Here is a 24,138-nt window from a genome sequence, read left to right as displayed (position 1 = left end):
GGCGCCGTGCTAATATTTTTTCTTCCGAAAGATCTTGTTGCCTTTCGGACCGCTCGAAACCGGCGTCTTCTCCCGGTTTTCGGCCAGCAACCCGCGCCAGCGTTCAAGGCGCGCGGCGTCGAGCGTGCCGCCGGCGACAGCCGCCTGGACGGCGCATCCCGGTTCGTGCTGGTGGGTGCAGTCGCGGAAGCGGCAATGGGGAGCAAGTTCGATGATTTCGGCAAACAGGGTATCGATGCCGTCGGTGACGTCGCTCACATAGAGCGTCCGGATGCCGGGCGTGTCGATGACCCAGCCGCCGCCTGCAATGGAATGAAGCGAGCGGGCGGTGGTCGTGTGGCGACCCTTCGCATCATGCTGACGGATTTCGCCGGTCTTCTGCTGCGCTTCTGCGCCGGACCCGGCGAGCGTATTCACCAGCGTCGATTTACCGACGCCCGAGGACCCCACAAGCGCTACCGTTTCGCCCATGCCGCACCAGGGAGAAAGTTTCGAAAGAGCATCGGGCGAGCGGGCATTGAGAACCACGACGGGCAAGTCCCGTTGGAGCGCACGCGCCTGCGTTTCATAGGTTTCGGCGTCCTCGACGGTATCGGCCTTCGTCAGCACGATGACCGGCCGCGTTCCCGCCTGGTTCGCCATGATGAGGTAGCGTTCGAGCCGTGCCGGATTGAAGTCCGCATTGCAGGACGTGACGATGAAGAGCGTATCGACATTGGCGGCCGCCAGCTGCTGCCCGTGGCTGCCTTCGGTTCGCCGCTGGAGAACCGTCTTGCGGTCGAGACGCCGCACGAAGTCTCGGGTAAGCGGCGATGCCAGCACCCAGTCGCCGACGGCGAAGTCGGCGGTATTCGTATTGGGCGACAAAACCACGTCCGCAGCGCCGTCCACATCGATTACATCGATGCGCGATCGGTGAACGGAGGAAACGCGCAGAATCTGCAGATCGCCCTCATCAGGCGCGAGTTGTTCCGCGAACACTTCTGACCAGCCGAGCTGCCGGAGCCGATCCGTCTCGCCGTAAGCCGTCTCTGCTGAATCCGTCAAAGCCGTGTCCGAAGATGCGTAAGCGAGATCATATCCGGGCCTTCGGTGCTGTTTTCGTGTTCGATATCGGATGGACGCGCGGTGTCAGCCGCATGTCCTACCTATATGAACGAACGACGCCCGTCGGCAAGGCCGGAACGGTCCGCGAAGAGCATTCAGGTAACGATACCGCAAATGACGCCAGAAACGTCATGTCTGCAGAGGCGCGCTGACCATCGATGCCGGGAAGACGCCGATGGGATCGCAAATCCCAAGCGTTGCCGAACGTCTGATTATTTGTTCTGGAGCAGCCAGATCTTGCCGGCCATCGTGATTTCGTGCGGCGTTTCCAGCGGTGCGCTGTCAGCCTCGATGGTACGCAGCAGGCCCATGCCTCGCAGTTCGTCGAGCGTCGTGGTCGTCACGAACTTGATCTTCTGCGGGCGTTCCTTGAAGCGGTCGGTCTTCGCATAGGTGATGGTGGCGTTCTCGTGCGTCCACTTCTTGGCCTCCTGCGGGAAGAGATTGCCGTCCTTGGCAAGCTTCAATCCGCGGATCTGCGTCGGCGTCAGTGTCAGAGCGGTCATTTCGGGTCCTTCAAGTGGGATAAGCGCCCTCCCACATTCATATGGGCCACGATCTCACGATCTCACGGGCACGGCAGGCTGCAAGCGGTTGCCCGCCGAAGAGAATGCTACGGCAGGCGGGCCTTGCGAAACGCCGTCCGATCTGTCGCTTGTCAGCGCCGATCATTGGACTTCGGCGGTCGAGGTTGCTGCAGGCGTCCTTCAATCGGTGTCGACGTCGGGAAAATATTGCAGCAGGTAGGGAGCGTTACAGCAAAACTGAGAGCGTCTTACAGCTCGCTGTCGCCAAATCGCCGGCCGGGCGCTGTATAGGGCTCCAACAATCGTGAGCGATCAAGGGAGCAGAGGCGCGTCGGCATGGCGTATGAAAACTGACAAACTGCGGGATGGCGGCGCAATGCACCGCCATCGTCCGATTGCCAGAAGACGTCAGCCCTGACGAGCTTTGCGTGCCGCATAGCGACGGTCGCGTTCGGCCTTGCGCGCTGCCTCATCAGCCACGACGCGGGCGACGCGATCGTTGACTTCTGCCTGGCGGGCTTCGGCTTCTGCGCGCTCACTGGCTTCGGCAGCAGCTGCGGCTTCGGCGGCCTCAGCCATCTGACGTTCATTTTCGACCCTCTTCAGGGCTTCGCGTTCTGCGCGGCGCTCTTCACGGGCCTTGGCGGTCGCTTCGCGAGCCGCAAGCTGGGCCTGCATTTCAGGATCGGTCGGCTTGGGGGCTGCAGCAAATTTTGCAAGGAGCTGCTTCTTGGCTTCGATTGCCGTCTTGCGGCGTTCGTTGAAGCCATTGTCGTTCGGGTGTCTCAACGTGTCTTCCTTGTTCTACTTTCTCGATGGCAGCGAAGCTGCCGCGTCTTTCTGCACTGGCTGGATCCGCTGCAGCCCACCAAGGTGGGTCGATGAGCTAGCAGGCCCTTCGGCTCTGCCGCCGCATTATGCATCAAATCCGCGCCGCGCGAAAGAACATGCGCCGCCGGCAAAACCTGCAAACGCTGCCGATCGTGATTGTCAGCCGACGCAAAAAGGCCAGGCATCCGCCTGACCTTTCACCATCTCATGCTTCCCATGCCGGTACATCCGCGGTCAAGGGTAGCGAAAGACTTAAGCCGCCTGGAGCGATCCGGCGGACATCTTGCCCGACTTGCGGTCCTTCTCGAGCTCGAAGCCGAGCTTCTGGCCTTCGACGATTTCGCGCATGCCAGCGCGTTCGACGGCCGAGATGTGAACGAAAACGTCGGCCGAGCCGTCGTCCGGCTGAATGAAGCCGAAGCCCTTGGTAGCGTTAAACCATTTTACGGTGCCTGTGGTCATGACAAACCCTTTCAGTGCAATATTCGTTGCCCGCCATACGACGCATGGCAAGATTTTTGTCGACTTTTGAGAGGGGATTTTATCACGTGGCGCAGAGCGCAGCAAAAAAACGATCGGCAAACAAAGTATCGATGAGCATGTTGTACGGCACGGAATGGGGTTTGTCAAACGCCTGCGGTCTGCTGCCTGCGCCAAGGTGGCGGATAATGGGGGATAATGCGTAGAAATACTGTCGCAAATCCAGAAAAAGCCCCGCGGGACATCTTTCCAGCCGCATCGGACGTCCGGCACGGCGTGCCTGAAAATTCGCTTGTGGACGTTGCGAAAACCGTGCGGATTCCGTCACGTGCGATCGTAATTGCTGATAGAGTCGGATTTTCCACTCGACATGAGGATACGATCGATGGCGATCACCCCCCGCCGGCCTATGAGTGCCAAGGATGCAGCCGAAGCGCTGTTTAAGCCTGTCAAGAAACCCGTCGCTCCGGCGGTGGAACGTCAGGTCATTCCCAAGACCCGCGAGATGGTGACGCTGAAGATCGACAGCGATGTTCTGGCGCACTTCCAGTCCGGCGGCCCCGGCTGGCAGGACCGGGTCAACGCGACGCTGCGTGCCGCGATGAACGACAAGGGATAAGACGCGCTGCAGCCCATGACGGGCTGTGGGTTTGCGAGGCGATAAGCGGGTGATCGGGAGGAGAAGCCGGTCGAGAGGAGAAGACACGTGAAGAACGCCGTATCGATTCTTGGAATTTTCGTTGCCGATACGACCTATCTTGCGGCGCGCATGCCGGTCGTCGGCGAGACGATTCGTGGCAGCGGATTTGCGGTCGGGCCGGGCGGCAAGGGTTCGAATCAGGCTGTCGCCGCGGCCCGCGCCGGTGCTGCCGTCTCCTTCATATCGAAGATCGGTCGGGATACGTTCGGCGATCTCGCGCAGAAAACCTATGCGGATGCCGGCGTCACGCCGGTTCTGACCGTCATGGATACGGAGCCGACAGGCGCGGCGTTCATCTATGTCAACGAGAACAATGGTGACAACGCCATCATCGTCTATCCCGGCGCGGCCGGCACGATCGGCGTGGAGGATGTCGAGGCGGCCCGCGCGACCATAGAGCAGTCCGCCATCTTCGTTACCCAGCTGGAACAGCCGGTGGCGGCCGCACAGCGAGCGCTTGAAATCGCACGAAATGCCGACGTCGTCACAGTGTTCAATCCCGCACCGGCCGAAACCTTTCCCGACATGCTCTACGGTTTGAGCGACTACATCATCCCCAACGAAACCGAGGCGGCAGCCCTCGTCGGTTTTGGTATCGAGACGCTTGACGATGCGCGCCGTGCCGGGGATGCCCTGTTGAAACGCGGCGCCGGCGCGGCCGTCATCACGCTGGGCGGTCGTGGCGTCCTTCTCCACACATCGGGGCATTCCGATCATCTGCCGGTTTTCAGCGTCGGGCCGGTGATCGATACGACGGGGGCAGGCGATGCTTTCGTCGGTGGCTTCTCCGCGGCCCTCTCCGCCGGGCGTAACCCGCCGGAGGCCGTCCGATTCGGCTGCGCGACAGCCGGCATCTCCGTCACACGGCGCGGAACGGCGCCGGCCATGCCCTCGTTGGCGGAGATTGAGGCCGTTCTCGCAACAACGCACTAAGGTCGATTGTGCTCCTTTCGTTTTCTGCCTAGATTGAAGAAAACGAAAGGGAGGTCGTCGTGCTGCTATCATCGCGTCAGAGCGAGATCATATCGATCGCGCGCGAACAGGGCCGTGTGCTGGTCGAGGACCTCGCGCTCCGTTTCTCTGTTTCCCCGCAGACGATCCGCAAGGACCTGAACGATCTTTGCGACGCGCGCGCGCTCAACCGCATTCATGGCGGAGCCGTCATTCCGCGCGGCAACGAGAATGTCGAATATGAAGAGCGCCGCTCGATGGCCGCCTTGGAAAAGCAGGCGATCGGCCGTGCCGCAGCCGCCCTCATTCCAGACAACGCGTCTCTCTTCATCAACATCGGCACCACCACCGAGACGGTCGGCGACGCGCTTGTCGATCATAAGTCGCTGATGGTGATCACCAACAATATCAACGTTGCCAATCGCTTACGGGTCTATCCGCAGATCGAGGTCGTCATTGCCGGCGGCGTCGTGCGTGGGTCCGACGGCGGCATCGTGGGGGAGGCTGCGGTCGATTTCATCCGTCAGTTCAAGGTCGATTTCGCCATCATCGGCGTCTCCGCCATCGATGAGGACGGGGCCTTGCTCGACTATGATTTTCGCGAGGTGAAGGTTGCCCAAGCCATTATCGCCAATGCCCGCCACGTCATTCTGGTTTCAGATTCGTCCAAGTTCGATCGTACCGCGCCGGTTCGTATCGGTCACATCTCCCAGGTCGATTCGTTCATCACCGACCGTTGCCCTTCAGACAGCGTTCGCGCCATCTGCCGCGAGCATAATGTGACCTTGATGGAGACAGCGTAATCGGTTTCCGGACCGTAAATAAGGATTTACATTCTCTTTCATTTGACATTCGTTTCAATTTCGCTTTAGATGTCCTTGTTTCGCAGGTGCGCATTTATGCTGCATTGCGAAAGGGGCGGGGAACATGACTGGGCAGGAACCTTTCGATATTTTCGTCATAGGTGGCGGGATCAACGGCTGTGGCATCGCACGCGATGCCATCGGCCGCGGATACTCGGTCGGCCTTGCCGAGATGAACGATTTCGCTTCGGGCACATCGTCCGGCGCGACCAAGCTCATCCATGGCGGCCTGCGTTACCTCGAGCATTACGAGTTCAGGCTCGTTCGGGAATCGCTGATGGAGCGCGAAGTGCTCTGGGCCATGGCGCCGCACATCATCTGGCCGATGCGCTTTGTCCTGCCATTTCACAAGGGCGGCATTCGTCCTGCCTGGCTCATTCGCCTCGGCCTGTTCCTTTATGACCATATCGGCGGCCGCAAGCTTTTGCCGGCAACGAAGACGCTCGATATGCGGCGCGATCCCGCCGGCAAGCCGCTGAAGCCGCTCTTCACCAAGGCCTTCGAATATTCGGATGGCTGGGTGGACGATGCGCGCCTCGTGGTGCTCAACGCCCGCGACGCTGCCAATCGCGGCGCGGAGATCCTTTCGCGTAGCCGCGTTGTCTCGGCCCGGCGCGAGGGCAAGTTGTGGGCAGTCGATATTCAGGAAGGCAAGGGCGGCCCGGTCCGGCGCGTCATGGCGCGGATGCTGGTCAATGCGGCTGGTCCCTGGGTGGACCGCGTGCTCTCCAATGCGGTCGGCAAGAATCAAGTCCATAATGTCCGTCTCGTGCAGGGCAGCCACATCGTCATCCGCCAGAAGTTCAACGATCCCAGGGCCTATTTCTTCCAAAACCCGGATGGTCGTATCATTTTCGCCATTCCGTACGAGCGCGATTTCACGCTGATCGGCACGACGGACCAGGATTTTACCGGCGACCCCAAGGACATTCGCATCACGGATGCGGAAACGGATTATCTCTGCAAGGCAGCCAGCGAATATTTCGCTGAACCAGTGCGCCGCGAGGATATCGTTTGGAGCTATTCGGGTGTCAGGCCGCTGTTCGACGACGGTGCTTCGAAGGCGCAGGAAGCGACCCGCGATTACGTCCTGAAGGTCGAGGGGGACGATGATGCTGCGCCGCTGCTCAACGTCTTTGGCGGCAAGCTCACCACCTATCGCCGTCTTGCGGAGCATGCGCTGGAAAAGATCGGCGAAGCGATCGGCAGCAAGGGCACGCCGTGGACGGCGAAGAGCACGCTGCCGGGCGGCGACTTCGCGCCGACGAGCTACGAGGCCGAGGTGGCTACACTGAAAAACCGTTACGGCTTTCTCAGCGATCGCCACGCGCGGCGGCTGGTCCGGCTCTATGGAACGCTCTCCGGGAAGATCGTCGGCGATGCGCAGTCGATCGAGGGGCTCGGGCGGCATTACGGGGCGGATCTCTACGAAGCCGAGGTTCGCTATCTGATCGAACAGGAGTGGGCGCGCACGGCGGAGGATATCCTCTGGCGCCGCACGAAGCTTGGACTGAACCTTTCGGGAGCCGAGGCGAGCGCGCTCGCGGATGACATGCAGGATTTGACGGCGCGCTGCGTCGCCTGAGGCTGCTCCAAGGAGGGAGCGCCGCGGGCTGGGAGGAAAGACATGCTGGAACTGACGAACATCACAAAGGTCGTAGGAGCGGATACCCATATCCATCCGACGAACCTCGTCCTGCAGCGCGGTTCGCTGAACGTGCTGCTCGGACCGACCTTGTCGGGCAAAACCTCGCTGATGCGGCTGATGGCCGGCCTCGACAAGCCGACATCCGGCACGATCCGTTTCGACGGCAAGGACGTGACCGGCGTTCGCGTGCAGGATCGCTCGGTTGCTATGGTCTACCAGCAGTTCATCAACTACCCCGCCATGACGGTTTATGAGAACATCGCCTCGCCGATGCGGATCGCCGGCAAGGATGCCGCCACCATCGACCGCGAGGTGAAACAAGCGGCCGAGCTGATGAAGCTGACGCCCTATCTCGCCCGCACGCCCCTCAATCTCTCGGGCGGCCAGCAGCAGCGCACGGCGCTGGCGCGCGCGATCGTCAAGAATGCAAGCCTCGTGCTGCTCGACGAGCCGCTCGCCAACCTCGACTACAAGCTGCGCGAGGAACTGCGCGAGGAACTGCCGAAGATCTTCGCGGCTTCCGGCGCCATATTCGTCTACGCGACGACCGAGCCGGGCGAAGCCCTGCTGCTCGGCGGCCATACCGCGACCATGCATCACGGCAGCATCAGCCAGTTCGGCCCGACCATCGACGTCTACCGCCGGCCAGTCGATCTGGTCACAGCCAAGACTTTTGCCGATCCGCCGCTCAATACATTGGCTGTGGTGAAGTCCGGTGGCAGCTTCCTGCAGGATGGTGCGCCGCTTCTGCCCGTTCCCGCCCATCTCGCCGACATCGCCGACGGTCCCTGCATCGTCGGGTTCCACCCCTACCATCTGTCGCTGGACGGCACTTCGGATGCGGCGGCCGTGCTTCCGGCGCGCATAGTCATTAGCGAGATCGCCGGTTCGGAGAGCTTCGTGCATGTGGAGAGCGCCGGGGCACGCTGGGTCATGCTGGAGCCCGGCATCCGCAATATCGAGCCGGACACGCGCGTGAACCTGGCGCTCGACACCCGCCATCTCATGGCCTTTTCCACCGACGGACGCGCCATCGCCGGCCGTCTCGACAGAGCGGCGTGAGGAGACAGACATGGCCCGCATCAGCCTCGATCATATCCGCCACGCCTACGGCCCGAACCCGAAATCGCCGGCCGACTACTCGCTGAAGGAAGTCCATCACGATTGGGACGATGGCGGCGCCTATGCGCTGCTCGGCCCCTCCGGCTGCGGCAAGACCACGTTGCTGAACATCATCTCCGGCCTCGTTTCGCCCTCGGAAGGCCGCATCCTGTTCGACGGGCGCGATGTGACCAATCTGCCGACGCAGGACCGCAACATCGCGCAGGTGTTCCAGTTTCCGGTGATCTACGACACGATGACCGTCTACGACAATCTGGCTTTCCCCTTGCGCAATCGCCGCGTTCCGGAACCCGAGGTCGATCGGCGGGTCAAGGAAATCCTCGAAATGATCGATCTCTCTTCCTGGGCGAAGAAGACCGCGCGCGGTCTGACGGCCGACCAGAAGCAGAAGATCTCGCTCGGCCGCGGCCTCGTGCGCAACGACGTCAGCGCCATCCTGTTCGACGAGCCGCTGACCGTCATCGATCCGCATATGAAGTGGGTGCTGCGCTCGCAGTTGAAGCGGCTGCACAAGCAGTTCGGCTTTACCATGGTGTACGTCACGCACGACCAGACCGAAGCGCTGACCTTCGCCGATAAGGTGGTGGTGATGTATGACGGCGAGATCGTGCAGATCGGCACGCCGGCGGAGCTGTTCGAAAAGCCGAAGCACACCTTTGTCGGCTATTTCATCGGCTCACCGGGCATGAACGTCATTCCGGCCCGCATCGACGGGACGACGGCCGATCTCGGTGGTGGGCAGGTCTTGCTCGGCTTTACGCCCGAGATCGCGAGCGGCGCCAAGGTGGAACTGGGTATCCGCCCGGAATTCGTGCGGCTCGGCCGCGAGGGAATGCCGGTGACGATCTCCAAGGTCGAGGATATCGGTCGCCACAAGATCGTGCGCGCGCTGTTTGCCAACCGGCCGATGGCCATCGTCGTCGGTGAAAACAGCGAGATCCCGTCCGAGCCGCGCGTCACGTTCGATCCCGCGGCGGTCAATATCTATGCAGACAGCTGGCGGGTTTCCGATCCGTCGCATGTCAACGGGAGGGTTTGATCCATGGAAAAGACCTGGAACAACAAGGCCTGGTTCATGGTGCTGCCGGTGCTGGTGCTGGTCGCCTTCTCCGCCGTCATCCCTTTGATGACAGTCGTCAACTATTCGGTTCAGGACACCTTCGGGAACAACGAATTCTTCTGGGCCGGCACCGACTGGTTCATTCAGGTGCTGCATTCGTCCCGCTTCTGGGACGCGCTGCAACGTAACTTGCTCTTCTCGGTCATCATCCTGTCGATCGAGATCCCGCTCGGCATCCTCATCGCGCTGAACATGCCGAAGAAGGGCTTTGGCGTGCCGGTCTGCCTCATCCTGATGTCGCTGCCGCTGCTCATTCCGTGGAACGTCGTCGGCACGATCTGGCAGGTGTTCGGCCGCGTCGATATCGGCCTGCTCGGCTACACGCTGGCCGCTCTTGGCATTCCCTACAACTACGTCAACAATGTCTTCGACGCCTGGGTCACGTTGATCGTCATGGACGTCTGGCACTGGACGAGCCTCGTCGTGCTGCTCTGCTACGCCGGCCTCGTCTCTATCCCCGACGCCTATTATCAGGCCGCGAAAATCGACGGCGCGTCGCGCTGGTCCGTGTTCCGCTACATTCAGCTGCCGAAAATGAAGCGCGTGCTGCTCATCGCCTTCCTGCTGCGCTTCATGGACAGTTTCATGATCTATACCGAGCCTTTCGTCATCACCGGCGGCGGACCCGGCAATTCCACGACGTTCCTGTCGATCGACCTCGTGAAAACCGCCATCGGGCAGTTCGACCTCGGGCCGGCCGCCGCCCTCTCGCTGATCTACTTCCTCATCATCCTGCTGCTCTCATGGATCTTCTACACCGTGATGACCACCAGCGACGCGCAGAACTGATCCGGGAAGGGAGGAGAAACCATGACCACCGCAATGTCCAATCCGGCCGTCAACGCACCGCCATCGACGACGGCAAGCCGCGTCTCGGCCCCGTCGACCGGCCTCCGCCTGTCCTGGCTGGTACCCACGCTCTACATCGTCTTCCTGCTGCTGCCGATCTACTGGCTCGTGAATATGAGCTTCAAGACGAACATGGAGATCACCAGCACCTTTTCGCTCTATCCGCATGAACCGACGCTGCGGAACTATGCGGTGATCTTCACCGATCCGTCCTGGTACAAGGGATACATCAACTCGATCATCTATGTGGTGATGAACACGGTGATCTCGGTGCTGGCGGCGCTTCCCGCAGCCTACGCCTTCTCGCGTTACCGGTTCCTCGGCGACAAGCACCTGTTCTTCTGGCTCTTGACCAACCGTATGGCGCCGCCGGCCGTTTTCGCCCTGCCGTTCTTCCAGCTCTATTCGGCCTTCGGTCTGATCGACACGCATATCGCGGTGGCTCTTGCCCACTGCCTGTTCAACGTGCCGCTCGCGGTCTGGATCCTCGAAGGCTTCATGTCGGGTGTGCCGAAGGAAATCGACGAGACCGCCTATATCGACGGCTATTCCTTCCCGCGCTTCTTCGTAAAGATCTACATTCCCCTGATCGCATCCGGCATCGGCGTCGCCGCCTTCTTCTGCTTCATGTTTTCCTGGGTCGAACTGCTGATCGCCCGGACGCTGACGACGACGGATGCAAAGCCCATCGCCGCCATCATGACGCGCACCGTCTCGGCGTCTGGCATGGACTGGGGCGTGCTGGCGGCAGCCGGCGTGCTCACCATCATCCCCGGCGCCATCGTCATCTATTTCGTCCGCAACTACATCGCCAAGGGCTTTGCCCTCGGCCGCGTGTAAGGAGACCGACATGAACTTCTCCTGGATGGCGTGGACGCTGCCGACGGTCCTGTTCTTCGTGACGATCCTGACGCTGCTCATCGGCATGGGGATCTGGGAATTCCTTTCGCCCGGCGGCCATCCGCGCGTCGGCATCCTGCGCTTCGAGACGACACGGGGAGACCGCCTCTTCGTGTCGCTGCTCGGCAGCGCCTTCATTCACCTTGCATGGCTGGGGCTTGTCGGTCCCAACGTGTGGTGGGCTCTTGCCCTGTCCGTTGTCTACGCCATCGGCGTCTTCAAGCTGGTCTGAGGCATCTGAACGACACGGGTTTTGCCGGGGGAGGGTCCTGGCGCCCGTGACCGCAATCGCAGAAACCTTAAGAGGAGGACTACTCATGCGACGGCATCTTCTAACATCGACGGCAGCCATGCTGCTCGCCTTTACCGGGTCGGCATTTGCCGGCATGGACGAGGCAAAGACGTTCCTCGACGCAGAGATCGGCGATCTGTCGACGCTCTCACGCGCCGACCAGGAAAATGAAATGCAGTGGTATATCGATGCGGCAAAGCCTTTTGCCGGCATGGAGATCAAGGTCGTTTCCGAGACGCTCACCACGCATGAATATGAGTCCAAGGTTCTGGCCAAGGCGTTCACCGACATCACCGGCATCAAGGTCACGCACGACCTGATCGGCGAAGGCGACGTCGTCGAGAAGCTGCAGACGCAGATGCAGTCCGGCGAGAATATCTATGACGCCTATGTCAACGACTCGGACCTCATCGGCACGCATTGGCGCTACCAGCAGGTGCGCAACCTGACCGACTGGATGGCTGGCGAAGGCGAGGACGTGACGTCCCCGACACTCGACATCAAGGACTTCATCGGCACGTCGTTCACGACCGCGCCGGACAAAAAGCTCTATCAGCTGCCGACCCAGCAGTTCGCCAACCTCTACTGGTTCCGGTACGACTGGTTCAACGACGAGAATAACAAGGCAGACTTCAAGGCGAAGTACGGCTACGACCTCGGCGTTCCCGTCAACTGGTCTGCCTACGAGGATATCGCGGAATTCTTCACCGGCCGCGAGATCGACGGCAAGAAGGTCTATGGTCACATGGACTACGGCAAGAAGGACCCGTCGCTCGGCTGGCGCTTCACCGATGCCTGGCTCTCGATGGCCGGCAACGGCGACAAGGGCCTGCCGAACGGTCTGCCCGTCGACGAATGGGGCATCAAGGTCAACGAAAAGTCCCAGCCGGTCGGCTCCTGCGTCGCCCGCGGCGGCGACACCAACGGCCCGGCTGCCGTCTACTCGATCGCCAAGTACCTCGATTGGTTGAAGGCCTATGCTCCGCCGGAAGCGCAGGGCATGACCTTCGGCGAAGCCGGCCCGGTTCCGGCACAGGGTAACGTCGCCCAGCAGATCTTCTGGTACACGGCGTTTACCGCCGATGCCGTCAAGAAAGGCCTGCCGGTCGTCAACGAGGACGGTACGCCGAAGTGGCGCATGGCTCCCTCACCGCATGGCGTCTACTGGAAGGACGGCATGAAGCTCGGCTATCAGGACGTCGGCGCCTGGACGCTGATGAAGTCCACGCCGGAAAAGAACGCCAAGGCTGCGTGGCTCTACGCGCAGTTCGTGACCTCGAAGACCGTGGACGTGAAGAAGAGCCATGTCGGCCTGACCCTCATCCGCGAATCGACCATCCAAGACAAGAGCTTCACCAAGCGTGCGCCCGAACTCGGCGGCCTCGTCGAATTCTACCGCTCGCCGGCCCGTGTCCAGTGGTCGCCGACCGGCACCAATGTTCCTGACTATCCGAAGCTGGCACAGCTCTGGTGGCAAGCCGTCGGCGATGCCGCCGCCGGCAACAAGACGCCGCAGGAAGCGATGGATTCGCTCTGCGCCGAACAGGAAAAGGTTCTCCAGCGCCTGCAGCGCGCCGGCGTTCAGGGCGATATCGGTCCTGCCCTCGCAGAGGAGCACGATATCGAATACTGGAACAAGGATGCGGCCGAAAAGGGCAACATCGCGCCGCAGCTGAAGATCGAGAACGAGAAGGAAAAGCCGGTCACGGTCAACTACGACGAGCTCGTCAAGAGCTGGCAGAAGTAAGACCGACGGTCAGACAACGGCCGGGGCACGAGACGTGCCCCGGCCTCTTATTGGCCCGCATGGTCCCGAACGTGACGTTGCCGGGAGTGCGGACGGACTGACACGGTGGTGCACGCCGATCGGGCGTGGGCGCGGTCGATGGGGAGACGAGGGCGAATGAGCGGCTACATTCTGGCGATCGATCAGGGAACGACATCCACCCGATCGATGATCTTCGACGCGAACATGGCCATTGCCGGCGTGTCTGGCCAGGAATTCCAGCAGTTCTTCCCGGACTCCGGCTGGGTCGAGCACGATGCAGACGAGATCTGGGAGAGCGTGCTCTCCACCAGCCGCAAGGCGATCGAGAAGGCCGGCATCGCGGCCACCGATATTGCGGCGATCGGGATCACAAACCAGCGCGAGACGATCGTCGTCTGGGATCGCGAGACGGGCGAGCCCGTTCACCGCGCCATCGTCTGGCAGGACCGGCGCACGGCGCGCTTCTGCGACGACTTGAAAGCGCGTGGGCTGGAGCCGCTGTTCACCGAGAAGACCGGCCTTCTGATCGATCCCTATTTCTCCGGCACGAAGCTCGCCTGGCTGCTCGACGGTGTGGACGGGCTGCGTGCCCGCGCCGAGAAGGGCGAAGTCTGCTTCGGAACCATCGACAGCTGGCTCATCTACAAGCTCACCGGCGGGCGGGTGCATGTCACCGATGCCACCAACGCCTCGCGCACGCTGCTCTACGATATTTCCGAGAACCGTTTCGATGACGAGCTTCTCGACATCCTGTCCGTTCCCCGCGCGATGCTGCCGGAGGTGAAGGATTGCGCGGCCGATTTCGGCGTGACCGATCCCGACATATTCGGCGCGGAGATTCCGATCCTTGGGGTGGCCGGCGATCAGCAGGCCGCCATCATCGGCAATGCCTGCTTTGCGCCGGGCATGCTGAAATCAACCTATGGAACAGGTTGCTTTGCGCTTCTCAACACGGGCGAGGACCGCGTCGTGTCCTCCAACCGTCTCCTGACGACGATCGCCTACCGCCTCGACGGCAAGACGACCTATGCGCTGGAAGGCTCGATCTTCATCGCTGGTGCGGCCGTGCAATGGCTGCGCGACGAAATGGGCTTCATCTCCAAGTCCTCCGAGGCTGAGGAACTGGCAAAGACCGCGGACCCGAACCAGCATGTCTACCTCGTGCCGGCCTTCACCGGCCTTGGCGCGCCGCACTGGGACCCCGATGCCCGCGGCGCTGTCTTCGGCCTGACGCGAGCCACTGGCCCCGCCGAATTCGCGCGCGCGGCTCTGGAAAGCGTGGCCTACCAGACCCTCGACCTTCTGGACGCGATGAAGAAGGACTGGGGCGACAAGCGCGAGCGGACGGTCTTGCGGGTCGATGGCGGCATGGTCGCTTCCGACTGGACGATGCAGCGCCTCGCCGATATTCTCGCAGCACCCGTCGATCGTCCTGTTGTCTTGGAAACCACCGTTCTCGGTGCGGCGTGGCTGGCCGGCTCGCGCGCTGGCCTCTGGCCCGATCAGGCCGGTTTTGCCGAAGCCTGGCAATGCGACCGCCGGTTCGAACCGGAAGATCGCGACGGTGCGCGCCAGACCGGGATCGACGGCTGGAAGGATTGCGTCGCCCGTTGCCTGACGAATCGCCCCGCCGTCTGAGCGTGCTTTCCCTGTCAGGTGACAGGTTCGATGAGCGTCAGGCGAACGATGGAGATAATAGGCAAGCGTTGACTGAGCGGGCATATTCGCTTTGCTGCAGGCGAATGCTGCGACGTCCGTTCCGACGAAACTCATCGGGGAAGGTCCATGCCCGGCGCCGGACTGGTGAACGGCGCAATTGCGGCTTGCCAATGTTCCGAACCCGCTCATATAAGCGGTTGACGGAATGCTTCAGGCGTTCCACCGCTGGAATGAGGGGACGCGATGGCCGAGGATGCAGATCAGGGCCGGACGTCGAGGAAAATCGGCGTCTTCGTGGTCGTGGCCTTGGTCGGCATGCTCGCCGGCCTGCCGTTTGCTGTATGGATGGATGTCAGCAGCCTTTCTCAGGCCGCGCTGAGGCGGCAGGCGCAGGACATGAGTTCGCTGATCACCAGCATCCGTTCCTATTACGCCACCAATGTCGTCGGCCGTATTCTTGCAGCGCATGCGGCGGGCGATGTGGCGGCGACAGCGGTGACGGACCAGTACGCCACCATCCCTGGCGCGGTTCCGATCCCCGCGACGCTGTCGCTGGAACTCGGCGACGTGATCAAGCAGCAGCAGGCAAACATCACCTACCGCTTCGTTTCCGACCTGCCGTTCAAGACACGGGCGCCGCACGATCTGGACGGCTTCGAGACGGCCTCGCTTGCCGCCTTGCGCGGCAAGCCCGAACAGACGATCACCGACCTGACACGGGTCGGCTTCTCCAATACGTTCCGTCTCGTCACGCCGGTCATCATGGGGCAGGCCTGCGTTGCCTGTCACAACCAGCATCCCGCCAGTCCGAAGACCGACTGGAAGGTCGGCGACGTGCGTGGCATCCAGGAGGTCATCATCCAGCAGCCGCTGGCCGGGAACGTCTTCGCCTTCAAATACCTGCTGGTCTATTTTCTCTGTTTCGCCGGGGTCGGCGCTGCCCTCATCGTGCTGCAACAGCGCCAGACGGCTTTGATCCAGGGGTTCAACCGCGATCTGGAATCCGCCAACGAGTTTCTCGCAAGCATTTCCCTGAAGATCTCCCGCTACCTCTCGCCGCAGGTCTACAAGGGCATCTTCAGCGGCCAGAAGGACGTCGTCGTCCAGACCGAGCGCAAGCGCCTGACGATTTTCTTTTCCGATATCAAGGACTTCACGGCGACGACCGAGCGGCTGCAGCCGGAAACCCTGACGGAAATGCTCAACGAGTACCTGACGGAAATGTCGGCCATCGCGGCCATGCATGGGGGAACACTCGACAAGTTCATCGGCGACGCCGTGCTCGTCTTTTTCGGCGACCCCGAGACGCATGGCGCGGTGGAGGATGCCAAGGCCTGCCTGCGGATGGCCGTGGACATGCAGACGCGTCTCGGCGAACTCAAGGCAAAATGGCGCGGCGGCGGCACCGAGGAGCCCTTCGTCGTCAGGATGGGGATCAACACCGGCTATTGTAACGTCGGCAATTTCGGCAGCAGCGACCGGATGGACTATACGATCATCGGCGCTGAGGCGAACCTTGCCGCACGCCTGCAATCGATCGCCGAGGGCGGCAAGATCGTCATCAGCTACGAGACCTACGCTTTGGTGACAGACATCGTGGACGCCACGCCGCTACCGCCGATCACCATGAAAGGCATCCAGCGCGAGATCGTGCCCTATGCTGTCAACGGCCTCGTGTCCGACAACGGGCAGACGCGGGGTGTCGTCCGGGAGACGCTCGCAGGCCTCGATCTCCGTCTCGACCCCGCACAACTCGGCCCGGCCGAGCGCGCACAGGCGCGCGCCATCCTGCGGGAGGCGATGGCCGCCATCGAGGAGAAGGACGCGAAGGCCTGATGCTCCCCGTTCCGACGGAAGGCCGCTGCGCCGCACGAGCTTGCTGTTCGTGAGGGGCGCGTGGAAATCGCCGGCCGGGGAGAACCGGTCTTGCTATTCCCAAGATCGACGCCCATGCTCAGCCACGCACCGGACCGATCAGCGCGACAGGCCGTTTCGCCGCGAAGGCCACGCCCTCGATGTCCGGCTGTGCAATGGGCCATGTCATTGCAGACGGCAGCAATACGCTCGGCTCCTGACATCGCCGATCGCGACGACGTCTTCCTTCATCCCCTCCGCGAGACCTTTCATGACGCCTCTCTCAAATTCTCTTGCCGACGCCGATATCGCCAATGTGCTGCATCCCAACACGAACATGCGCCAGCATGAACGCACCGGGCCGCTGGTGATCGATCGTGGCGAGGGCATCCGGGTCTACGACAACACAGGCAAAGAATATATCGAGGGGCTGGCTGGCCTGTGGTCCGTCGCCGTCGGCTTTTCCGAGCCCCGGCTCGCCGAGGCCGCCCACCGGCAGATGCTGAAGCTGCCCTACTATCATACGTTCTCTTCGAAATCGCACGAGCCTTCGATCCGGCTTGCCGAGAAGCTGGTCGAGATGACGCCGCCGAACATCTCCCGCGCCTTCTTCACCTCGTCGGGCTCGGAAGCCAACGACACGATCGTCAAGATGGTGTGGTACATGAACAATGCGCTCGGCCGGCCGAACAAGAAGACGTTCCTGTCGCGTATCAAGGGCTATCACGGCATTACGGTCGCGTCCGGCAGCCTGACCGGCCTGCCCACCAATCACCGCGACTTCGACCTGCCGGCCATCCCCGTGCATCATCTGACGTGCCCGCATTTCTACCGCTTCGGCGTGCCCGGCGAAGACGAGGCGGCTTTCACAGCAAGGCTGCTCGCCGAACTCGAAACCGTCATCGCAACCGAAGGCGCCGACACGATCGCGGCCTTCATCGGTGAGCCGCTGATGGCGGCAGGCGGCGTGATGCCACCGCCGGTCGGATACTGGGAAGGCGTGGAGCGGATCTGCCGCGCCCATGACATCCTGATCGTTTCCGACGAGGTCATCTGCGGCTTCGGGCGTCTGGGGATGCCGTTCGGTTGCCAGAAATACGGTTTTACGCCCGACATCATGACACTGTCGAAGCAGATCACCTCGTCCTACATGCCCCTGGCCGCGGTGCTGTTTTCGGACCCGATCTACCAGGCGATCGCCGACAACTCGGAGAAGATCGGCATGTTCGGCCATGGCTACACCGCCTCCGGTCATCCGGTGGCCACCGCCGTCGCGCTCGAAAACCTCGCGATCATCGAGGAGCGCGACCTGATGGGCAATGCCGCCCGTCTTGAGGCACAGTTCCAGGCGGGGCTCCAGGCCTTTGCAGATCACCCGCTGGTGGGCGAAGCGCGGGGCGCGGGCCTTATCGGTGCCGTCGAGCTGGTCGCCGACAAGGAGACGCGCAAGCCGTTCGACAAGCTCGGCCGTGCCGGCGCTCTGGCCTCCACCATCGGCCATGAAGAGGGATTGATCTTCCGGGCGATTGGCGATCAGCTGGCCCTTTGCCCGCCCCTGATCGTGACGCCCAACGATATCACCGAGATCATGACCCGCATGGGGCGCACGCTCGACCGTCTGACGGGCGCCGTCGCCGCGGAGGGGCTGGCGTAACCTCAAGCGGGATATCTCCGCCGGACCAGCCGCACTTTTTGGAGCGACCATAACTCCGCGGTTATCAATCAGAGAGAAAAACTCATTTTACCGAACTGAACGATCCCTGCAGTATCGGAGCCGGAGGGCGGGCGTGTGAATTTTCCGCAAATGGGAAAGCCCACGATCCGTTGTCGGGACGAGAGAATGCGCCGCAATGCTTGACGTTCGCGCTTTCGGCCCGCGCGGGAAACGCGGAGGCGGTGCGCTTCTCTCCCGTCGATGTATGTTTGGGAAGGAGAGAAAATGACAATCGGAAAGAGCGGCGTCGCGGTCGGATGGGTCGCGACACTCTGTTGGGCCGCTGTGGTGTTGGACGGCTTCGATCTCGTGGTGCTGGGCGCGTTGATTCCGACGTTGACGGGTGGTGAAACGCCGTGGATGACGGCGCCGGAAGCGACGTTCGTATCGACCATCAGCCTTGTCGGCATGACGCTCGGGGCGCTGTCGATCGGCATCGCGACGGACAGCCTCGGCCGCCGTAAGGTAATGATCTGGGCTGTTGCCGCCTTCTCGCTGCTGACGCTCGCCTGTGGCCTGGCGCAGAACTGGTGGCAGCTCGGTCTCTTCCGTTTTCTCGCCGGCTTCGGTCTGGGCGGCTGCTTGCCGACAGCCATCGCCATGGTCACCGAGTTTTCACGCGGCAAGGCCGGCAAGGCCTCGACCACGGTCATGACCGGCTATCATGTCGGTGCTGTTTCGACGGCTCTTCTCGGTCTATTGCTTCTGCCATCGCTCGGCTGGCGCGCCATGTTCTTTGCAGGCGCCGTGCCCGGTTTCGTGCTCGTCCCGCTGATGATCCGTTACCTGCCGGAGTCCCCGGCTTTCCTGCTCGCCAAGGGTCGCGCCGAAGAGGCCCGCCAGATTGCCGATGCCTTTGGCCTTAAGATCAGCGCGCCGGTGGCCGGTCAGCCGGAGGAGCGGCCGTCGATCGCCACCCTTCTTCGCCCGCCGATCCTGCGCAACAGCATCGCCATCTGGGTGACGTCCTTCATGGGACTTCTGCTGGTCTACGCGCTGAACACCTGGCTTCCGGCCATGATGGTCGCCGCCGACTACGGGCTTGAACGCGGGCTCTGGCTGCTTCTGCTTCTCAATGCGGGTGCCGTCGTCGGTCTGATCGTCGCCGGGCGCGTCGGCGACGCGATCGGCTTGAAGCGGGCCGCGGTGTTATGGTTCGTCTGCGGCGGCGTCCTGCTGGCCATCCTCTCGGTGAAAGCCCCGGTCGCGTTGCTGTATCCTCTTGTGTTCATGACCGGTTGCTTCGTCTTTTCGGCCCAGGTCCTCGTCTATGCCTTCACCGCCGCAAACCACCCGCCTGCCATCCGGGCCACCGCGCTCGGCATGTCGGCAGGCGTCGGCCGCCTTGGTGCCATTGCCGGTCCGTTGGTCGGTGGAACGCTCGTGTCGCTCGGCATGGGCCACCCGTGGGGCTTCTACGCTTTCGCCGCCGTCGGCTTCGTCGGCGCCCTTGCCATGCTGGGGACGCATACGCTGCGGTCGGCACGGGACGCTTGACGGGAAGGGACATGGTCCGCAGGCAGCATGAGTCCGAATGCTGCCCGCGGCTGAGACGGTGCTAGACCCCGGCAATGCGCCGCAGATCGTCCACGGCGCCCGGAGCTGCTGCCACTACGGGAGCCCCGCGGGTCAGCTGTTCGCCATCGACAGGGAAGGGATGGTGCCAGCCGCCCGCCTCCGTCACGAGGCAATAGCCGGCAAGGCAATCCCAGGCGTGCATGTACGGTTCGTAATAGCCGACCAGCCTGCCCGCCGCGACGTAGGCGAGCATCAGCGCGCCCGACCCATTGCGGATGAAATTGCCGCCGGCTTCCATCAGCGTCTCCACCATCTTTCCGACGAAGGCCGGCGTGACGTAATTGTTGGCGCCGATGCCGGTGACGGCGTTGCGGATGGTGCGTGACGGGTCGAGGGTCAACACCCGGCCGTTGAGCACGGCGCCTTTGGCCTCAGCCGCGGCGTAGAGCTCATCGAAGCAGGGCGCATAGATCACGCCGATCACCGGCTTGCTGTCATGCAGGACCGCAATGGAAACGCACCAGCTCGGCATGCCGTTGACGAAGGGGCTGGTGCCGTCGATCGGATCGACCACCCAGGTATAGCCGGAGGCACCCGTGGCAAGGCCGTATTCCTCGCCGAGAAATCCGTCATCCGGATGGGCGTCGGCCACCGCGGCGCGGATCAGGTTCTCGACCTCCCGGTCGGCGATCGAGACGACGTCCTGCGCGTCGCGCTTGGTTTCGATGACCAGCGTTTCGCGGCGGTTGAAATAGTCGAGAGCGACAGCGCCGGCGTTGCGGGCGATCGTCTGCGCGAGAGCAAAGCGGGCGTCGAGATCATGCGTCATGTGAAGTCCTTGTATACGAAGCGGCTCAGTCGTTGATAATGGCAATGCCGCGTCCTTTGAAGCCGACAGCGACATCTGTTGCAGGCGGCAGCGCCCGTTCCACCGCGGGATCGACCACGAACAGCCGCCCGGTGCCGGTCTCCACCTCATATTCCACATGGTCGCCGAGGTAGGCCGCATGGGTAATCCGCCCCGGGAAGGCGGCGGTTGACGCCGGCTCCAGCGTGATCGAGTTCGGTCGCACAGCAAGCTTGGCAGGCCCTGGCCGTGCGTTGCGGCTGGGCACGCGATGTTCGAGCGCCCCGATGCGAATGGTCGCGTCCGCCCCTTCGACGCGGATGACGTCGCAGGCGACGACGTTGGCCTCGCCCATGAAATCGGCGATGAAGGCCGAAGCGGGGGCCTCGTAGAGATCGCGCGGCGAGCCCTCCTGCGCGATCACGCCATCCTTCATGATGATGATGCGGTCGGAGACGGCCAGCGCCTCGTCCTGATCATGCGTGACGTAGACGGCGGTGAAGCCGAGGCGCTGCTGGAGCTCGCGGATTTCGGTGCGCACCTGTCGGCGCAGGCGCGCATCGAGGTTCGAGAGCGGCTCGTCGAGCAGCAAGACCTGCGGCTCCAGCACCAGCGCCCGGGCGACGGCCACACGCTGCTGCTGGCCGCCCGAGAGTTCGGCGGGAAGCCGCGCGCCCATGCCGGCGAGGCCGACGAGCTTCAGGCCTTCTTCCGCCCGCTCCCGCGCGTCCCTGCGCTTCATGCCGGAAGATTCCAGCCCGTAGGCGACGTTGTCGAGCGAACTCATATGCGGAAACAGCGCGTAGGACTGGAACACCATCGATACGTCCCGCTCGTTGGCCGGCAGCATCGTCACGTCCTTGCCGCCGATGAGGATTTGGCCGGAGGTGGGATGTTCGAGCCCCGCCAACATGCGCAGCGTCGTGGTCTTGCCGCAGCCCGAGGGGCCGAGCAGGGTCACGAGCTGGCCGGGCTCGATGGTGATGGACAGGTCGTGAATGGCGGTGAAGGCACCGAACTGCTTCTTGACGTGCTGGAAGACGACGGAACCGGCGCGGGGATGGATCATGCTGTTTTCTCCTGACCGAGAAGGGGTGAAGGCGCGGAGCGAAGGCCGGCAACCCGGTTTTCGCGGCGGAGCCGGCGTTCGCCGACGAGAAGCTGGAAGCCGGCGATGATGACGATCATCACGACGATCAGCATGGAGGAATAGGCGATGGCCACGCCATACTCGCCGTTTTCGACAAGGCCGACGATGTAGGAGGTCGCCATGTTGTACTCGGCGCTGACGAGGAAGATGACCGCGCTGATGGAGGTGATGGCCCGCACGAAGGAGTAGACCAGCGCTGCGGTAATCGCCGGGCGCAGAAGCGGCAGGATGACCTTGCGGACCGTGCGGAAGCTCGTGGCGCGCAGTGTCAGGGACGCCTCATCGAGGCTCTTGTCGAGCTGGCTCATGGCCGCCACCCCGCCGCGCACGCCGACAGGCATATTGCGGAAGACGAAGCAGGCGATGAGGATCAGCGCCGTGCCGGTCATTTCGAGCGGCGGCAGGTTGAATGCCATGATGTAGCTGATGCCGATGACGGTGCCGGGAATGGCAAAGCTCATCATCAGCGCGAATTCGAACACGTTGCGGCCGACGAACGTCTGGCGGACGATGATGTAGGCGGTGAGCAAGCCGACCGCCGCTGTCAGGGGTGCCGAGATCAGCGCGATCTCCATGGTCGTCCAGAAGGAGTTCCAGGCGACACCCGTCCATGCCAGAGCCCCGTCGCGGATCTCGACCGAAAAGGCTCTGATGTAGTGATCGAGCGTCAGGGAGTTGTCGAGCCCCCAGGTTTTGACGAAGCCGCCGAAGAGGATCATGCCGTAGATGACGATGGTGAAGAGCATCCAGGGAACGACCAGGGCATGCACGCCGATGGAGAGTGGGCGCGGCAGAGCAATGTGCGATCCGCTGTCGCCCTTGCCGGTAACGGTCGCGAAGTTCTTGCCGGCCAGCCAATAGCGCTGCGCGAGGAACGCGGTGAGCGTGAAGCAGAGCAGGATGATGGCGAGCACGGCGGCGCGCGACGGGTCGTTCTGCGAGCCGACGACGGCGAAGAAGATCTCCGTTGAGAGTACCCCATGGCTGCCGCCGAGCACCAGCGGATTGCCGAAATCCGCCATGCTTTCGATAAAGCCGATCAGGAACGCATTGGCGATGCCCGGCTTCATCAAAGGCAGCGAGACCCGCCAGAAGGTGCGCCAGCGGTCGGCCCGCAGTGTCTGCGACGCCTCTTCCATGGACGGGCTGACGCCTTCGACGACGCCGATGAGCACGAGGAAGGAGATGGGCGTGAACGAGAGCACCTGTGCGATCCAGATGCCCGTCATGCCGTAGAGCCAGCGGCCCGGCTCGACGCCGAACAGGCTGGACAGCGCCTCGGTGACAACGCCGGCGCGGCCGAACAGCAGCGTCAGCGCGAGGCCGATGACGAAAGGCGGCGTGATGATGGGTAGGACGGTGAGGAGACGCAGGCCCTTCTTGAAGGGAAAGCGCGTGCGGGTGGCGACGAGCGCGAAGGCGAGCCCCATGACGGTGGAGCCGCCGGCCGTCATGATCGCGAGCCACAGCGTGCGCCACGCGACACCGCATCGCTCGCCGCCGATGACGCAGCCGAGGCTCCAGATGGCGGGGTCCTGAATGTTGCGGGTAAAGCCATCCGGATTGAGCGAGCCGTCGAAATCCTGAAACGCGCCGACCAGCATGCTGCCGACCGGGTAGAACACGAAGATGGCGACGAGAAAGACCAGAAGCGCGATGGAGGCGACCACGAAGGCATCGCCCTTCATGGCGCCACGCTCGGCGAGGCCGAAGGAGAAGAGGAGCACGAAGACCAGCGCCGAGAGCATGGCGCCCGCGCCCATCGACGGTTGCCCGTCGGACAACGCCCCGAACAGCGTCTCGCTGATCGTCCACGACCAGCCGGAATAGCCGACGGCAAGGCCCTGCAACGTCAGGAACAGGACACCGACGGCGCCGGATAGGACAAGGAGCGCGCCGCGTCGTTTCGGATCGCGCGTGAAGCGGGCGACGCCGGCGACGGCCAGCATCAGCGCGGCGATGGAAAGCCACCAGCGCCCGTGCAGAAGGATCTGGAGCAGGCCGGGCGACCCGGAGGCTTCGCCGGGAAAGCCCGACAGCCAGCCGAACGCCAGAAACCCACCCTCGATTCTGTACCAGGGGACGAGCAGGAGGGCGAGAATGCCGAGACCGAGCGTGATATCCAGTCTGCGGTTACGATTGTCTTTGCCGGTATCCATCCCGATCCCCTCTTCAAGCCATGCCATGTTTCAAAAGTCTCGCGCCGGCCAACACCTCCGCCAGCCGGCACGAGGCGCG

22 protein-coding genes are annotated in these 24,138 nt (G+C 62.8%); 14 read left to right on the top strand and 8 right to left on the bottom strand.

What is annotated here, in order from left to right; translation table 11 throughout:
• Positions 1–9: 9 nt before the first annotated feature.
• From rsgA to GA0004734_RS19215, 5 genes are all read right to left on the bottom strand, one after another.
• Positions 10–1,047, bottom strand: coding sequence for a ribosome small subunit-dependent GTPase A (gene rsgA / locus GA0004734_RS19235; protein ID WP_092937030.1), 1,038 nt, complete (start codon positions 1,045–1,047; stop codon positions 10–12).
• Positions 1,048–1,319: 272 nt separating this feature from the next.
• Positions 1,320–1,613: a hypothetical protein gene (locus GA0004734_RS19230; protein ID WP_092937026.1), complete on the bottom strand. Its 294-nt coding sequence runs from the start codon at positions 1,611–1,613 to the stop codon at positions 1,320–1,322.
• A 429-nt stretch (positions 1,614–2,042) separates the two neighbouring features.
• Positions 2,043–2,423 carry a DUF6481 family protein gene (locus GA0004734_RS19225; protein WP_092937024.1) on the bottom strand — a complete coding sequence of 127 codons (381 nt, stop codon included), beginning with the start codon at positions 2,421–2,423 and terminating at the stop codon, positions 2,043–2,045.
• A gap of 294 nt (positions 2,424–2,717) precedes the next feature.
• Complete coding sequence (locus tag GA0004734_RS19220; protein ID WP_062478651.1) at positions 2,718–2,927, bottom strand: cold-shock protein; 210 nt, start codon at positions 2,925–2,927, stop codon at positions 2,718–2,720.
• Between the two features lie 82 nt (positions 2,928–3,009).
• Positions 3,010–3,273, bottom strand: coding sequence for a hypothetical protein (locus GA0004734_RS19215; RefSeq protein ID WP_139056305.1), 264 nt, complete (start codon positions 3,271–3,273; stop codon positions 3,010–3,012).
• Positions 3,274–3,330: 57 nt separating this feature from the next.
• On the opposite strand from GA0004734_RS19215, the gene GA0004734_RS19210 reads away from it, so the two are divergent.
• The 14 genes from GA0004734_RS19210 (at position 3,331) to GA0004734_RS19145 (ending at position 19,882) form a co-directional block, all read left to right on the top strand.
• Positions 3,331–3,564: a BrnA antitoxin family protein gene (locus GA0004734_RS19210; RefSeq protein ID WP_092937022.1), complete on the top strand. Its 234-nt coding sequence runs from the start codon at positions 3,331–3,333 to the stop codon at positions 3,562–3,564.
• An 87-nt stretch (positions 3,565–3,651) separates the two neighbouring features.
• A complete protein-coding gene (gene rbsK, locus GA0004734_RS19205; protein ID WP_092937020.1) occupies positions 3,652–4,578 on the top strand; it encodes a ribokinase in 927 nt (308 codons plus the stop codon).
• A 59-nt stretch (positions 4,579–4,637) separates the two neighbouring features.
• Positions 4,638–5,399: a DeoR/GlpR family DNA-binding transcription regulator gene (locus GA0004734_RS19200; protein ID WP_092937018.1), complete on the top strand. Its 762-nt coding sequence runs from the start codon at positions 4,638–4,640 to the stop codon at positions 5,397–5,399.
• A 124-nt stretch (positions 5,400–5,523) separates the two neighbouring features.
• Positions 5,524–7,044: a glycerol-3-phosphate dehydrogenase gene (locus GA0004734_RS19195; RefSeq protein ID WP_092937016.1), complete on the top strand. Its 1,521-nt coding sequence runs from the start codon at positions 5,524–5,526 to the stop codon at positions 7,042–7,044.
• Positions 7,045–7,086: 42 nt separating this feature from the next.
• Positions 7,087–8,169, top strand: a complete 1,083-nt coding sequence (locus tag GA0004734_RS19190) for an ABC transporter ATP-binding protein (RefSeq protein ID WP_092937014.1) — start codon at positions 7,087–7,089, stop codon at positions 8,167–8,169.
• Positions 8,170–8,179: 10 nt separating this feature from the next.
• Positions 8,180–9,268: an ABC transporter ATP-binding protein gene (locus GA0004734_RS19185; RefSeq protein ID WP_092937012.1), complete on the top strand. Its 1,089-nt coding sequence runs from the start codon at positions 8,180–8,182 to the stop codon at positions 9,266–9,268.
• A gap of 3 nt (positions 9,269–9,271) precedes the next feature.
• On the top strand, positions 9,272–10,138 hold the full coding sequence (locus GA0004734_RS19180) for a carbohydrate ABC transporter permease (protein WP_062596988.1): 867 nt from the start codon (positions 9,272–9,274) through the stop codon (positions 10,136–10,138).
• 21 nt (positions 10,139–10,159) lie between these two features.
• A complete protein-coding gene (locus GA0004734_RS19175) occupies positions 10,160–11,038 on the top strand; it encodes a carbohydrate ABC transporter permease (protein WP_245292549.1) in 879 nt (292 codons plus the stop codon).
• Positions 11,039–11,048: 10 nt separating this feature from the next.
• Positions 11,049–11,330: a DUF2160 domain-containing protein gene (locus tag GA0004734_RS19170; RefSeq protein ID WP_092937010.1), complete on the top strand. Its 282-nt coding sequence runs from the start codon at positions 11,049–11,051 to the stop codon at positions 11,328–11,330.
• A gap of 85 nt (positions 11,331–11,415) precedes the next feature.
• Positions 11,416–13,137 (top strand): ABC transporter substrate-binding protein, encoded by a 1,722-nt coding sequence (locus tag GA0004734_RS19165; RefSeq protein ID WP_092937008.1) that lies wholly within the window; start codon positions 11,416–11,418, stop codon positions 13,135–13,137.
• 156 nt (positions 13,138–13,293) lie between these two features.
• Entirely contained in the window at positions 13,294–14,796 is a 1,503-nt protein-coding gene (gene glpK, locus GA0004734_RS19160) for a glycerol kinase GlpK (RefSeq protein ID WP_092937006.1), read from the top strand.
• A 264-nt stretch (positions 14,797–15,060) separates the two neighbouring features.
• Positions 15,061–16,653 carry an adenylate/guanylate cyclase domain-containing protein gene (locus GA0004734_RS19155; RefSeq protein ID WP_092937004.1) on the top strand — a complete coding sequence of 531 codons (1,593 nt, stop codon included), beginning with the start codon at positions 15,061–15,063 and terminating at the stop codon, positions 16,651–16,653.
• A 289-nt stretch (positions 16,654–16,942) separates the two neighbouring features.
• Positions 16,943–18,325, top strand: coding sequence for an aspartate aminotransferase family protein (locus GA0004734_RS19150; RefSeq protein WP_092937002.1), 1,383 nt, complete (start codon positions 16,943–16,945; stop codon positions 18,323–18,325).
• Positions 18,326–18,610: 285 nt separating this feature from the next.
• A complete protein-coding gene (locus GA0004734_RS19145; protein WP_092937000.1) occupies positions 18,611–19,882 on the top strand; it encodes an MFS transporter in 1,272 nt (423 codons plus the stop codon).
• Positions 19,883–19,943: 61 nt separating this feature from the next.
• On the opposite strand, the gene GA0004734_RS19140 is transcribed toward GA0004734_RS19145, so the two are convergent.
• Genes GA0004734_RS19140 through GA0004734_RS19130 form a run of 3 tightly spaced genes read right to left on the bottom strand, consistent with a single transcriptional unit; the run spans position 19,944 to position 24,059 of the window.
• Positions 19,944–20,732: an inositol monophosphatase family protein gene (locus GA0004734_RS19140; protein WP_092936998.1), complete on the bottom strand. Its 789-nt coding sequence runs from the start codon at positions 20,730–20,732 to the stop codon at positions 19,944–19,946.
• Positions 20,733–20,757: 25 nt separating this feature from the next.
• The gene (locus GA0004734_RS19135) at positions 20,758–21,819 is read right to left on the bottom strand and encodes an ABC transporter ATP-binding protein (protein ID WP_092936996.1); all 1,062 of its coding nucleotides are present in this window, start codon (positions 21,817–21,819) and stop codon (positions 20,758–20,760) included.
• On the bottom strand, positions 21,816–24,059 hold the full coding sequence (locus GA0004734_RS19130; RefSeq protein ID WP_092936994.1) for an ABC transporter permease: 2,244 nt from the start codon (positions 24,057–24,059) through the stop codon (positions 21,816–21,818). Before GA0004734_RS19130 ends, GA0004734_RS19135 begins: the two co-directional genes overlap by 4 nt.
• Between the last annotated feature and the right edge of the window lie 79 nt (positions 24,060–24,138).

This window comes from Rhizobium sp. 9140 (genome assembly GCF_900067135.1).
Taxonomy (GTDB): Bacteria; Pseudomonadota; Alphaproteobacteria; order Rhizobiales; family Rhizobiaceae; genus Ferranicluibacter.
The sequence above is the reverse complement of the archived record's forward strand: the minus strand, read 5'-3'. Positions and strand labels throughout refer to the sequence as shown.